Origin of the sequence: Waltera acetigignens (assembly GCF_025567015.1) — a bacterium.
In the GTDB taxonomy this organism is placed as follows: domain Bacteria; phylum Bacillota; class Clostridia; order Lachnospirales; family Lachnospiraceae; genus Acetatifactor; species Acetatifactor acetigignens.
In genome coordinates this window covers 55,189-69,091 of the sequence record NZ_JAOQJO010000003.1, presented here as the reverse complement: position 1 = coordinate 69,091, position 13,903 = coordinate 55,189, and the positions used below count along the sequence as shown (strand labels likewise).

The following is a 13,903-nucleotide window of genomic DNA, read 5'->3' as shown; positions in this document are numbered from 1 at the left end:
GCAATCTTATCGTTACATTTCCAGACTGCTTTCAGCTCCTCTTCGGACTGACTCTTCATAAAACTCAATATCTCTGCTGTCTGATCCATATGTTTTGGCACGTTAACCGGTGCAAGGCTGTCCGTATCGCTTACCATCTTTTTTGCTGGAGACAGTATGATTTTCATCCTTCTAATTCCTTAAGCATATTTTCAGGGTCATCTGCTGCTTTGACTTTATCATTAGCCTTGATGATGACTCCCTGTTCATCGATAAGATATGTGGTCCTTACCACGCCCATAGATATTTTTCCATAATTTTTCTTTTCTTTCCAGACATCATATGCTTCAATGACTTTACGCTCCGGATCAGCTAAAAGTGTAAATGCCAGACCATATTTTTCTTCAAATCTCTTATGAGAAGCCACGGAATCTTTACTGACTCCAAGAATGACCGCACCCTTTTCCGCAAACTGCGGATATCTCTCTGAAAAACCGCATGCCTGTTTCGTACATCCTGGTGTGTTATCCTTTGGATAAAAATATAAAATCACTTTTTTGCCTGCATAATCACTTAATTTATGCATTACACCGTCCTGATCCGGCAATTCAAAATCGGGTGCTTTTTTTCCTGCTTCTAACATATATGTTTTCCTCCACTTTCTTATCTAATTTGGTTTTTACATTATAATACATCACCTTGCTGTGATAAAGTCTTTTTTGATGTCAAGAAACGCTTTCATGTCTTCCAGGATATGATACAACATGGACCGGTTTTCAAATTCCTGTCGTGTGACCGGGAGCTGCTGCTGTTCATAGTGGTGGCGCAGTCTCTCTAACTCCGACAGCAGGGTTTCCACATTATTTTGTTCTGCAAACTCATCGGCAGTCTGCCGTATAAAATCTGCCAGTGCTTTTCCCTGCTCCGGCGTAGTGGTCAGGCGGATGATGTCCGCATATATTCTTTTCAGTATCACGCACTGTCTCGCTCTCATCTGCATATATTCATAATAGTAATCATCCTCTGTGATCAGATGATTATTCATATATCGTAATGCCTCTTTTTTCAGATTCACGAGCATTGCATCCAGTTCATCAAAACAGCTTCCTGTATAATCCGTCTTGTCCTCCAGTTCTATGTAGATCGCCATTCTGTGTAAGATGTATACGATTTTGTCATCCACGGTTTTCTGATACTCTAACAGTTGCCTTCTGCCATCCGGCATATAGAGATTCCACAGTGTGCCTATCCCCGCTCCGATCATAAGAATCAGAAATTCGTTCAGAATCATGGACGGACTGCAGCTCTTTGCTGAAACATAATGCGTACAAAGCACTGCAATAGGAGCAATCGCTTCCTTCATGTCTAATGCCATGCAGCTAAACAGATATGGGATCAGTACAATACCGAATGCCCATACGTGATATCCGGCAAGCGGAAAGATCACTGCTGACAAGATCGTCATGATCACAAATATGATCATGCGCTTCGCTGTTATCCGCACAGTTTCCTTCTTCGTATCCTGGATCGTCAGGAGAGTGATAATTCCTGCGGCATACGCAAACTGAAGCTGCAGGGCTGCTGCAAGCAGTACGGCCGCTACGGAGCCGGTAACATATTTGATAAGTTTTATGGTTTCCTCAGTTTTCATTTTACTATCTCGAATCTTTGATCCTTTGCCATTTCTGTCTACCTCCGAATGATTCCTTTATAAAATGTTACCGCATCTGCTAGATCTTTGTCATTGGGATGTCCCTTTGCAATCCCCCCAACCAGCTTGAACGGTCCGAAGGTATCGTACCCCTTACAGGAAAATTTCCCGGCAATCTTCCCCTGCTTGCTTTTTACAATTTCTTCTATTGACCGGAATGCCGCATTGCCGCCACAGGTGCAGATCAGAAAAGCATCTTTATCTGCCGGTAAATTGACAGAAGCAAAATTGAGTACTGTCTGATGAAATTTTCCATAATACACCCCGGAAGCAAAGCCGATCAGGTCATATCCAGACAAATCTCTTTCTTTTTCCTTCGTGGCATCGATCAGATCTACCACGTTTTCACCGGCGATTGCTTCCACCACCTTTTTGGTATTTTCATGGTGAACCGATGCATAAATAATTGCTGCTTTCATGTACTCATTCTCCCTGATAATTTTCTCTGTTTATCATGCTATTTCATGTTCTAGCAATGGTTTAATTTTACTATAAATAACCGTCCCCTGCCGCCTGTCGCAGTTCCTTTTCTTTGTGCCATGTTTTTTCGACCATTATAAACTATCTTTCTGACTTTATCTTATCATGCTAAAAATACCAATTCAATGAAATTTGAACAGAATATCCGGACAAATGACCGCCAGTCTTCAAAAGGAAATCAGTTAAAATGGGAAAACGAAGGTATATGGTATAAAGCTGATTATACCGGATACGAAGGTCTGGTCGAATACATGATATCCCATCTGTTAAAAAAATCATCACTGGCAGAAAATGAATTTGTTTGTTATGATCTTGAAGAAATAAAATATGGAACTGTGATTTATAATGGGGTAAAGAGTCCTGATTTTTTGGGCAAAGGTTGGCAGATTATTACTTTAGAACGTCTATTCCGGAACTTTTTCGGAGAAAGTCTCCAAATGCGATGGATTGAATAGTACAGAGAAAAGATAAAAAGAAGAAAAGAGAGGGGCCTCGGCACCCTCTCCCGATATAGAAGATTATGCTACCTGTGGATAGTCAATAACTGCAATTTCCTGCATCAATTTCTTTGCCATATTTACAATCGTTTCAAGTCGCTCAGCAACTTCATCCGTATAATATTTTTCTCCACACTGCTCACATTCAAGGCATGGAACATTCTTAATTACAATAATGCAATTTTTATAATTTACGACGTGTGTTGTTGTACTATTTACGGTTGTACTATTTTTGCAATACATACACATATCCATCACCTCTTTCTTCGTGTCTTTAAATCATCTTCAAATTTCTTTGTATCTGGATAGTACGCTGTTATGATATATATATTTATATTATCACAACCTGCAACAATATGCAAAATCCGTCCATTTACATTATATCCAAAAATCAGACAGCTTGGATTAGGAAAATCATCTGGATAATCCTCTATGATTTCGCCGGTTGCAATTCCATTTTTTACGTCGGCACGACTGATATCTCTTTCCTGCATTCGCTGTAAACAATGCTGTGTCCAGAGAATTTTTGATTCAGCACACAATTGTTGATATATTTCTAAATTCATTCGTTCCCTCCTTAACATTGTTGTAATCTATAAATATTATACATCAGTTTTACCTCATATAATACCTAAATCTAGTTTACTCTATCTTTAGCTCATATCGTTACAAAAACCTTATATCTCTTGTATTATAATTATAAGGCGTTAACAAATCGGATTTTGATAGGGGAAGGCATGAATATGATTATAGTAATGGAAAAAACACAACTTCAGGACTTGCTTCGAGCGCAAACTATTCAGCTTTTATTGTTGGATTATGATGAAAATCATATATTTTTCCTTTTCATAAAGCGTAACATAATATTACCTATGTATTGTTGCAAAAATACTCCGGAAAATCAATAGTCTTTTGTGACACAACATTAGCACTAAACTGTCCTCGCATGGCACGGCTTTGCGATTTTCACTGTCGCTTTACTATGCTACAATCCCATCTTTGGCTCTATAAAGTGTCAAAGATGGGAGAAGGAGATCTTGTCTTGATGAGTATTGATGCCTTTGAAAAAAGGGAACAGACACTGCAGCTACATGCAAATGTCTTACAAGCCGAGCAGGAACGCATAGACAGTGCTCCTACCCTCAGTGTATCCGAAGCCAGAAAGCAACTCAGGGAGCGCATGAAAAATGTATAATGTTAAGTGGCGTACATATAGCAATATAAATTACGAGACAATTGTGATTTTGTGTAATTGGGTGGATGGATTGAAAAATGTTTCCCCCTCTCATAAGTTCTACCTTCTACCTTTTTATTGTCTCAACAATATGAATCATTTTCTCTAAGCATTGTTCAAAAAAGAAACGATAGCTTTCGCAATAATAATTTGCATATTCTCCTTTAGCAACATCAAATTCCCTATTTCTTCGACAGCCCCCTCTGCATAGTGTATGGAACTTACATTCTATGCAGTCTTTTGCAGACTTTTGCGACTGCTCCACAAATGCAATTGATTTTCGCTTTTCATCAATCTCTACCAAACGGTCACTATTAAAATTGCCTAGTCTGTATTCATCTAACATATAAAAATCGCACGGATACACACTACCATCGGCTTCCACCACATTCTGTATACCACAGATTCCTCGTTGTTCGCAGGATTCCGGCTGATATCCAAGCAGAATTCCTATATAGTTTTCAAATTGTCTTATATAAGGATGTTCTCCATTTTTCCAATCCTCGTACCATAAGTTAAATAACTCTACTAAAAACCGTCCATATTGTTCAGGTTTTAAGGCAAATGAACTTTTCCCCCTAATTTCCCCCAACGGATCCAAACATGCAATATACTGTTGATATTTCCACCCCTGCCTCTTATAATAATTATATATTTCCGTCGCATGATAAGCAGCATTCTGTGTTACTACCGTCAGAATATTGTAATCCACTCCATATTGATCCATAAGATCTGCCGCAGACTTAATCCGATCAAATGTCGGATTTCCATTTTTGTCATGACGGTACATATCATGAAGCTGTTTTGTACCATCTATTGATAACCCAATTAAAAATTGATTTTCTTTGAAAAATTTACACCATGCATCATCTAGCAGATATCCATTCGTCTGCAAAGCATTATTCACCCGTATTCCATGCTTGTTATAATGCCTCTGGTATTCCACAGCTTTTTCAAAAAAAGTAAGTCCACGCAAAGTAGGCTCACCACCTTGATATACATAGCTTATTAACCCTTCAGCATGAATCATAGTCTTTCTAATAACATTTTTTAGTGTTTGTTCTGACATAAACCCATACGAATCCTGTGACCTTTTTTTCATTTCATCACAATAGAAACAGTAATCACATTGCATGTTGCACATCCCTGATGCAGGTTTTATCAGTACGCTGATTGTCGGCATATCATCCTCCCTATATTTTTCTTATATAAGTGCTACTAATACTTTTAATACCCCAGCCAATATCATCACAAAAACAGGATTCCATTTTGTTTTCCTAAGCAGTACCACACTGATTGCAAAAATCAGCACCATGTCCCATTTAACTCCATCAATGTTGATAATACCACTTCCCCAAAAGGCCGTGCAAACATCAGCCAATGACACTCCGCTCCCCAAGTTTGAATGTCATTACCGGAGAGAACTGGCTTGTGCTGCCACCTTCCCAGATTCCGTCCTTTTCATGATAAAGTGCTGGAGTAAATTTTTCAGATTTTTCTAGTTTAGAGTAATCAACATTCTTCATAGAATCATATGAAAATGTATTTTTATCTTCTCCTTTTGGAATTTCATAAGAAGGAAGTAAAATTCCCTGTTCTATTTCCATGATAAGGAAAAGATGTGGAGATGCATGACGTTTTCCAGTTATCGAACACTATTTCTCTTTTGCTTTTGCTATACTGGCGATATCTCCCACTCCATTCAATACCATTGTCGGAAGATAAGCATAAGTTTTGAGTGTGTCCTTCGTTGAACATCCAGAGAGAACCAATACAGTAGACATACCACTTTCCATTCCTGAAATCACATCTGTATCCATACGGTCCCCAACCATTACTGCTTCTGCTGAATGACATCCAAGCATATTTAATCCTGTTCTCATCATCAGTGGATTGGGTTTTCCACAGAAATATGCCTGTGTTCCTGTTGCCATTTCTATCGGTGCAACCAATGCACGACAAGCAGGAGCAATGCCGTTCTCAATCGGTCCGGAAACATCTGAGTTTGCTCCGATCAGCTTTGCACCTTTCAGAACTAAATTCGTTGCTTTTGTTAATGTATCCAATGAATAGGAGCGTCCCTCTCCCACAACAACATAATCCGGATTTACATCATTCATTGTGATACCTACATCATAAAGTGCATTTAACAGGCCGGCTTCTCCTATCACAAATGCCGAACATCCTGCCGCCTGTTCTTTTAAAAATGCGGCTGTTGCCAATGCACTGGTATAAAAATGTTCTTCTGGCACATTAAGTCCCATCCTAGCCAGTTTCTGATTTAATTCTCGTGGTGTATATCCACTGTTATTTGTCAAAAATAAATATTCTTTCTTTTCATCATGTAGCCACTGAATGAATTCTGGAACACCTGGCAATATCTGATTGCCATGATAAATTACACCATCCATATCACAGATAAAGCCTTTTTTCTCATTAAAATCAATTACTGATTTTCCCATATTCATATATGTCCTGCCTTTCTTTCTCTTTAGAGTATGCCTTGTTCTTTCACTTCAGAAAAATCTGTTTTCTACGACCATTTTAACATTATATCATCCACACATAAAATCAAATACATAGTACTGTGAAATCGAAGTAAATATTTCTATCAACAGAACCTTTTATGACAACATCTCTTTCACACAAGTACTCCGATAATCACTCGGTGATATTTTATATCTTTCTTTAAATACTCGGTTAAATGTTCTCTGACTTTCAAATCCACTATCCAGACAAATGTTTGTAATAGAATCGCTCGTATTTTCCAAGCGATGACATGCATAGTTCAACCTTGCATCATTAAGATACTGATTGAAATTTCTATGAAAGATTTTGGAAAAGAGTCTGGATAAGACATATTTACTCACACCCAGGTCTTTTGCCATTTCTTCCAATGATAACTTTTTCTTGAAATTTGCTGATATATAGGAAACCGTCTGGTAAATAAGGTCTTTGCTCCCCACATGACTCTTCTCTACTAGATTCAGTTTTCCTATGCAGCGCGCAAACACAATTTGAAGATATGCCTGTGCAACAGTAATATCCGACTGTTCTGTCTCTAAAATTGCATTTATAACCCTATATACCTCTGATTCAACCTTTTCCGCTGTGATGATTGGGTATTCAGGAGCCATGGATTGCATGATATCTGCAAATTTGGCAATCGTAAATGGCGATGCAATCAGATAAGTCACTGTATTTACCCCTGGTGTCAGTACCTGATAGTGATGAATAACATTTGGAAATACAAAGCCTATATCTCCTTTTTCCATATGGTAAAGTTCCTGTCCGACACCAAGCTCTAATGTCCCACTCGTTACACAAACAATCTCCAGTGCATTATGAAGATGTGGTTCAATATGTTTTGACTTCCTATTTATTGCTATGATCTCCTCTTTTGTGTCAACATATTTTAATTGCATGAAATACTCCCCTTTGCAACATTTGTCTATATCTTCTTTCGATTTGGCAAGCAATTCTTTTACACCTATCTTATAATCAACTTGTAAATAAGGAAAGGAGGAATTACAAATCTAATTTATGTCCGATTTATCTGTTACTTCATCTGCAGCAATTCCTTTTTCTGCTTTCAGTTTTTTATTTGCATCTTCAACATTCATTCTTGAAAGTGCAAACATAATCAATACATCAAAGATTAACGGAAGCCAAAGATACATGAACTGCATCATATCAAGTGCAGACTGTGGCTGAGTTGCATTTGTTCCGACATATCCACTGAGCTCAAGCATCCATCCAACAACAGCGGTTCCAATACCTCCACCGATTTTTACACCAAGAGAAGTACAAGAGTACATCGTTCCATCAATTCTCTTTCCCCGTGTAAGATAAGTGTATTCAGAGCAGGATGCAATAACAGCATTCATATCTCCCTGCCATGGTCCCTGACCTAAGGCTGCAAGAGCTGTAAACGCCATCATCAGCGGAACACTACCCATATATCCGGCAACAACAACAAGTGCTCTACCGATGACTGCTAAGACATAACCTCTTAAGTTCAGTTTATACATGCCTTTCCACTTACCAACTAATGTCGGTGTAAAAATCAGGGCAATAATCAGTGGAATATTTACTGCCCATGCAAATTGTCCAAACAAATTCTTATTTTTCAGTACCCATGTCATGTAATAAATGCCAGCTCCAATCATGGCACCATATAACTGCTGTAAAATATATGTTCCACAAATCATCATGTAATATTTGTTTTTGACAAGAAGCTTGAATGCCTGTACCATTCCATACTTTTCATTATTATTCTTTACTTCTCCTTCATTAAGTTCCTCCTCCGGAAGTTCCTTAACAGAAAGTGCTGAAATCGTATTTACGACCAGACCAATGATTGCATAGATAATAGCAACCGTTCTCCATGCTGCAGCATCTCCACCACATTTATCTACAAATCCAACTGTAATCGCCTGAATCAGAAGACTTGTTGAAAATGCAAAAATAAAACGGTAAGATCCCATCTGTACACGCTCTTTGCTGTTCTTTGTAATCAGTGACGTAAGTGCTGAGTAAGCAATATTGTTTGCTGTATAAAACACGCCATTTAACAGTGTATATGAAATAAAGAACCATGCATATTTAGCCGTTGTTCCCAAACTGACCGGTACTGTAAAGCAGCAGACCAGCGTAATGGCACAACCAATATATCCGTATAGCATCCATGGCTTCGCTTTTCCCATTTTACTGTGTGTTTTGTCAATCATTGATCCAAAAAATATATCCGTGAAACCATCAAATAGTTTTGATACGGCAATCAGGGTACCTACGACACCTGCAGCAAGTCCTACTGAGTCTGTCAGATAGGGCATCATGAAGGATGTCAGGAACGCATAGACCACATTTCCTGCGATATCACCCGAACCATATCCGATTTTGTTATACCATTTCAAATACTTTTTTTCTTCCATAGGATTCTTTTGCTCCTCATATTCATTGCACTTAGAATCTCAAGATGCCTAATTCTAAATTTTTCTTTTGTTTTGTTTTTGTCTGATTGTTCTGTATATCCGGATCTTGCAGAACAGCCAGACTCTTTTTCCTTGTTTACGAGTTACTTGAAACTTTATTATCCCTTTACATACGGAACCAGAGTAAACCGGAACCGGAATAATACATCATCAAATCGGTACTGCTCCAATACAACCGGTCCACAACTATTAGAACCAATGCCATTTAATGCGTAGTCAACACAAAATACCACACTATCTGATTCTATTAATTCATAATTATGCGTTTTCTTCTCAAGTTCTTCCTGTGTATAATAAGAAGCATTGAATGAAAATGCCTTTTCTGCGGATGCCACAATTCCATATCGGCTGTTGTTAAGCTCTACATATTCACAATCGTAATGGCTTCCATTTTCCTGTGGACGGATATAGTCCTCATGTAAATCCCCTACATTTGCCCGGTACAGACCGTGACTCGCTGCCTGATGCTTGTCACGATAGCTCTCCTGCGGTCCCATTCCAAAGTATCTGATATCTGCAAGTTTCTTATCCAGGAACATCCTCACACCAAATCTTGGCAAATCTGGGAATTCTCCATCTTTTGTTGCTTCTATGTCTGCATCAATCTTTCCTGAAGCATCTATTTTCCATGTAATCGTCACATCAAGAATCTTCTGCACTGTCTCTGCCACAACAGAAGCATGGCTTACAATCTTCACACCATGTTTTCCCTGCACAACCTCTGTCGTATAAGCTCTTGTATAAGCCTTGTCATAGTGGGCTTTTTTCCATTCAGCTTTGATATACATATCGTTATCTGTTGGTGCTCTCCAGATATTTAATTCCATCGGATGGTTCAAATATTCCCTTCCTGCAAATTTCATCTCTGTAAAGAGTGCAGTACGTCGGTCGATGGTATACGCAAATTCACGACCTTTGATGTGAATCTGTGTATCATCTTCATTCACCTGTAATTCAGAGTCCGTTGCTGTTTTTTCCAACCATTTTTCCGCCAACTGGCATTTGGCATCCTTCTGGCTTACTTCGATCTCATCAAATCCAAGGATGTGATTCTCTTCCAGCAATGGCATTTCTTTTTTCAGGTAGTAAATGAGTTTTAAATAACATTTCCCATTCTCTGGCACACTGATCTTCAGGTTTGTTTTTCCTTCCCCGTGTGATGCCACAGAAAATTCCGAAAGTATGCCTTTGCTGATCACAAGACCATCCTGTGTCAGTTCATAGCTGATCTTCACATAATCTTTCAGGTCATCAAAATCCATGTAGTTGTGAAGCACCAGCTCTCCACTTTCTTTATCATAGGAAACAACTCTTACAGGGCGATATACATTCTTGTATTCCAACAGTCCTGTGTGTACAGTTCTGTCCGGATATACCAATCCATCCATACAGAAATTGCCGTCATGGATCTCTTCTCCATGATCTCCTCCATAAGCATAGATTGTCTTTCCATTCTCGGCAGTACCATGAGCAATCGCATGGTCACACCATTCCCAGACAAAACCACCACACATTTTATCGTTGTCCTGAATCATTTGGAAATAATCTTCAAAATCTCCAGGTCCATTTCCCATGCTGTGGCAGTACTCGACTAGAAGGAATGGCTTGCTTCCGTCCTTGTCCAGATATTCCTGAATTTCGGAAAGTGCCGGGTACATCCGGCTGTACACATCCAGATTGCTGTAATCATATGTTTCATCATAATTACGGTATCTTGCACTCTCATATTGTGTGATGCGGTCTGGATCATAATTCTTTGTCCATTCTAGTGCTTTTTCAAAGTTGCAGCCATAAGCACTCTCATTTCCCATTGACCACATAACAATACAGAAACGGTTTTTGTCACGTTCCACCATGAGTTTTACACGATCAACGATTGCCTCTTCCCATACCGGATCATCTGCAATCTTCTCGTTCCATCGCTTGAACCGATTGTAATCGGTGTCTTCTTTTCTGTAAATCATAAATGGACCATGAGCTTCAATATCTGCTTCATCTATCACCATGAATCCATACTTGTCACACATTTCATAGAAAAATGGTGCGTTCGGATAGTGGCTGGAACGGATCGCATTAAAATTATGCTGCTTCATTAACGTAAGATCGGTTGTAATCTGTTCCAGACTGATTGTAAATCCCGTAACCGGATCGGAATCATGTCGATTGACTCCACGGAATTTAATCTTCTGCCCATTTAGATAAATGACCTGGTCTTTAATCTCTACCTTTCTTAATGCAATGTGATCCACAATTACTTCATTTTCTGTTTCAAGAATCAGTTTATACAGATATGGATTTTCTGTATTCCAAAGTTCCGGACTTGCGATTTCTAATACAGCTGTTCCTTCTTCGTCAATACTTCCTAGTGCTACAACTGCTCCATTTTTATCTTCAATCGAAATTTTTACATTTGTTGGAGAGTAGAATTTCACATCAAGTTCTACCTTTGCAAGTATATCCTCAATCTTTGATTTTATATGATAATCGCTGATTGCCTGCTCTGGACGTTTCAAAATGTACACATCCCGGAAAATACCACTCATACGGAATTTGTCCTGATCTTCCAAATAAGAACCATCACACCACTTCATTACCAACACTGCCACCGTATTTGTTCCATCCTGAAGTACATCTGTAACATCAAACTCACTGGTCATATGGGAAACCTGGCTGTATCCTACATAAGAACCATTGATCCATACATAAAAGCAACTGTCTACTCCTTCAAAGTTCAAAAAAGCTTTTGATGCTTTCTCATCTCTACTGTACTCAAAATTATGTACATAGGCTCCACACGGAATATCCTGCGGCACATATGGTGGATCAAATGGAAACGGATACCGGATGTTTGTATACTGATGTGTATCATATCCTGCCATCTGCCATACACTTGGAACCTGAATCTCATCAAAATTTTCTGTATCATAATTCTTCTCAAAGAAAGAATCCTTAATATTATAGATGCTGGTAAAATACTGGAATTTCCAAGTTCCGTTTAATAACTGCATACGGTCTGATTCTTCCCTGTGTTCCACCAAATTATCCATTCTTTTGGATGCTGGAATATAATAGGCTCTGGCTGGCATTGTGTTTTCGTGCAGTACGTTTAAGTTTTCATAATAACGTGGTACAATCATAAATAGCTCTCCTTCAATACATATACTTTTTTGTTTTTTGCTTTTCTAAAATAAACCTTAATACTTTACTTATATGCTTGCATTCCTTTGTTATGTTATATATAGCTTATCTTATTCTGCAAAATATGTCTATGAATTGGATTGGATAAAATATGCACTAAATGATACAATAATAAAAAGTGTGAAAAGAGGTGCTGCTCTATGTATATGAATACTGGTTATCTGAATCACTCCCACATGGATTTCAAAAACAAAAGTCGTCCACTGATTGTAGGAAGCTGTGGCACTTATCGCCTTTCCAGCTATCCAAAATTGCCAACCTACCGTCCAAAGGGACGCCTGGATTATCAGATCATCTATATCACTGCTGGTTGTGGGCATTTTCATTTTGACAATGTAGATAACGAAACGATTGTTCCCGCCGGTAATATTGTGCTGTACAGACCGAAGGAACTTCAGAAATATGAATATTATGGAGAAGATAAGACAGAAGTATACTGGATTCATTTTACAGGTAGCAATGTAAAAAATATCTTGCGTCAGTATGGATTTCCGGATAAAGAACGAGTTTTCCAAATCGGCACATCTATGGAATATGAACGGATTTTCAAGAGTATTATCATAGAGCTTCAACACTGTCAAAACGACTATGAGGAAATGCTTGTTCTTCTGCTTCGTCATCTGCTAATCAATTTCCACCGAGAACTGACACGGGAACATATTCTGAAAAGCGAATACCTGGATCAGGAAATGAACACTGCAGTGACCTATTTCAGCGAAAATTATAATCAGAGCATCAACATAGAGGATTACGCAGCCTCACGAGGAATGAGTGTCAGCTGGTTTATCCGGAATTTCAAAAAATACACCGGTTCCACACCAATGCAATTCATCGTAGGAACCCGGATCAACAATGCTCAGATGCTACTTGATGCAACAACCTATTCCATCAATGAAATCTCTAAAATCGTCGGATATGATAACCAGCTATATTTCAGTCGGCTTTTTCACAAGCTGAAAGGATATTCACCGAGAGAATACCGAAAGCTGAGAAACAAATTCTGAAATCCACAAAGAGGATACCATCGAATCATCAAAACAATGATTTGTGGTATCCTCTTCTCACTTTTGCAATTCTTATTTTACAAACTCACTCCTTTAAATGTATCTTTTATGTTCTGTTAATAATCATACATCATCATATATGTAAAATCCGCAATTTCAGTGAACCTACATTGAATTTTTCGAGACTACCTGTTTTATTCATAATTCCATAAATACATTTAAAAAGAAAATCTTGTGCAGAAATGACACTGCACAAGATCTCACATACACAACAATACTTAACAAACACTCATTAATAGGGACAAAACAAACTAATTGATTACTTATTAAAACTCTGTAATAATTCCAATCTACATTTTAACGTTTCTTCGCAGAGTAAATAAATATATTTTCCGCTTCCATCACCGTAATTGCCCTCCTGCTCAAAGGTAGCACCCATCTCCTCCTGCAAACGTTTAGCTACTTCGTCTGCATCATCCACCTGGAATGCAATGTGATGGATTCCTTCTCCATAGGTATTAAGGTAATCCCTCCATACAGAAGGCTCTTCATTGGGCTGAATCAATTCCAGCTGAACACCAGGGGACATATCAAAAAATGCCATGACGCATGCCGCATCCGGTGCCGGTTTCCCATAAATCTGTGTCTGTGTCACATCAAATGTGCCGCAATCACATGTAGGGGGTATTTCACATCCAAACAACAAAGCAAACTGCTTTTTTGCTTTCTCAATATCGTTTACCACAAATCCTACTTGTGCAAATTTAGACTGACTGACAATTTTCTTAACATCCATTTCTAGCTTA

At 38.5% G+C, this 13,903-nt stretch carries 15 protein-coding genes and 1 pseudogene; 3 read left to right on the top strand and 13 right to left on the bottom strand.

What is annotated here, in order from left to right; translation table 11 throughout:
* The 4 genes from yaaA to OCV96_RS04510 form a co-directional block, all read right to left on the bottom strand.
* Positions 1-167 (bottom strand): peroxide stress protein YaaA (gene yaaA / locus OCV96_RS19585; RefSeq protein ID WP_425609804.1); only part of this gene is annotated, 167 nt, incomplete at its 3' end.
* A complete protein-coding gene (gene bcp / locus OCV96_RS04520) occupies positions 164-622 on the bottom strand; it encodes a thioredoxin-dependent thiol peroxidase (protein WP_117467542.1) in 459 nt (152 codons plus the stop codon). The genes yaaA and bcp, both read right to left, overlap by 4 nt.
* A 51-nt stretch (positions 623-673) precedes the next feature.
* Positions 674-1,630 carry an aromatic acid exporter family protein gene (locus OCV96_RS04515; protein WP_227063394.1) on the bottom strand — a complete coding sequence of 319 codons (957 nt, stop codon included), beginning with the start codon at positions 1,628-1,630 and terminating at the stop codon, positions 674-676.
* A 38-nt stretch (positions 1,631-1,668) separates the two neighbouring features.
* A complete protein-coding gene (locus tag OCV96_RS04510; RefSeq protein WP_227063399.1) occupies positions 1,669-2,109 on the bottom strand; it encodes a flavodoxin family protein in 441 nt (146 codons plus the stop codon).
* A gap of 186 nt (positions 2,110-2,295) precedes the next feature.
* On the opposite strand from OCV96_RS04510, the gene OCV96_RS04505 reads away from it, so the two are divergent.
* Positions 2,296-2,625, top strand: a complete 330-nt coding sequence (locus tag OCV96_RS04505) for a hypothetical protein (protein WP_227063401.1) — start codon at positions 2,296-2,298, stop codon at positions 2,623-2,625.
* Positions 2,626-2,688: 63 nt separating this feature from the next.
* On the opposite strand, the gene OCV96_RS04500 is transcribed toward OCV96_RS04505, so the two are convergent.
* Positions 2,689-2,916: a type II toxin-antitoxin system MqsA family antitoxin gene (locus OCV96_RS04500; RefSeq protein ID WP_021925096.1), complete on the bottom strand. Its 228-nt coding sequence runs from the start codon at positions 2,914-2,916 to the stop codon at positions 2,689-2,691.
* Between the two features lie 5 nt (positions 2,917-2,921).
* Positions 2,922-3,233, bottom strand: a complete 312-nt coding sequence (locus tag OCV96_RS04495; RefSeq protein ID WP_022153072.1) for a DUF4258 domain-containing protein — start codon at positions 3,231-3,233, stop codon at positions 2,922-2,924.
* A 479-nt stretch (positions 3,234-3,712) separates the two neighbouring features.
* Here OCV96_RS04495 and OCV96_RS04490 point away from each other — a divergent pair, with 479 nt between their 5' ends.
* Entirely contained in the window at positions 3,713-3,862 is a 150-nt protein-coding gene (locus tag OCV96_RS04490; protein WP_227063403.1) for a hypothetical protein, read from the top strand.
* A 106-nt stretch (positions 3,863-3,968) separates the two neighbouring features.
* Here the strand turns inward: OCV96_RS04490 and OCV96_RS04485 are convergent, their stop codons facing one another.
* The 6 genes and pseudogenes from OCV96_RS04485 to OCV96_RS04460 all read right to left on the bottom strand — a co-directional run bounded on the left by OCV96_RS04485 (position 3,969) and on the right by OCV96_RS04460 (position 12,032).
* The gene (locus tag OCV96_RS04485; RefSeq protein WP_022152699.1) at positions 3,969-5,084 is read right to left on the bottom strand and encodes an anaerobic sulfatase maturase; all 1,116 of its coding nucleotides are present in this window, start codon (positions 5,082-5,084) and stop codon (positions 3,969-3,971) included.
* A 205-nt stretch (positions 5,085-5,289) separates the two neighbouring features.
* Positions 5,290-5,550 (bottom strand): annotated as a pseudogene (locus OCV96_RS04480) (hypothetical protein); the annotation flags it as partial.
* A 6-nt stretch (positions 5,551-5,556) separates the two neighbouring features.
* On the bottom strand, positions 5,557-6,369 hold the full coding sequence (locus OCV96_RS04475) for an HAD-IIA family hydrolase (protein WP_227063405.1): 813 nt from the start codon (positions 6,367-6,369) through the stop codon (positions 5,557-5,559).
* A gap of 156 nt (positions 6,370-6,525) precedes the next feature.
* Positions 6,526-7,326 carry an AraC family transcriptional regulator gene (locus OCV96_RS04470; protein ID WP_262593652.1) on the bottom strand — a complete coding sequence of 267 codons (801 nt, stop codon included), beginning with the start codon at positions 7,324-7,326 and terminating at the stop codon, positions 6,526-6,528.
* A gap of 111 nt (positions 7,327-7,437) precedes the next feature.
* A complete protein-coding gene (locus tag OCV96_RS04465) occupies positions 7,438-8,835 on the bottom strand; it encodes an MFS transporter (RefSeq protein ID WP_262593651.1) in 1,398 nt (465 codons plus the stop codon).
* 158 nt (positions 8,836-8,993) lie between these two features.
* Entirely contained in the window at positions 8,994-12,032 is a 3,039-nt protein-coding gene (locus OCV96_RS04460) for a glycoside hydrolase family 2 TIM barrel-domain containing protein (RefSeq protein ID WP_262593650.1), read from the bottom strand.
* Between the two features lie 201 nt (positions 12,033-12,233).
* Between OCV96_RS04460 and OCV96_RS04455 the strand changes: the two genes are divergently transcribed.
* Positions 12,234-13,097 carry an AraC family transcriptional regulator gene (locus OCV96_RS04455; protein ID WP_262593649.1) on the top strand — a complete coding sequence of 288 codons (864 nt, stop codon included), beginning with the start codon at positions 12,234-12,236 and terminating at the stop codon, positions 13,095-13,097.
* A gap of 319 nt (positions 13,098-13,416) precedes the next feature.
* Here OCV96_RS04455 and OCV96_RS04450 read toward each other — a convergent pair whose 3' ends face one another.
* A complete protein-coding gene (locus OCV96_RS04450; RefSeq protein ID WP_227733916.1) occupies positions 13,417-13,893 on the bottom strand; it encodes a VOC family protein in 477 nt (158 codons plus the stop codon).
* Between the last annotated feature and the right edge of the window lie 10 nt (positions 13,894-13,903).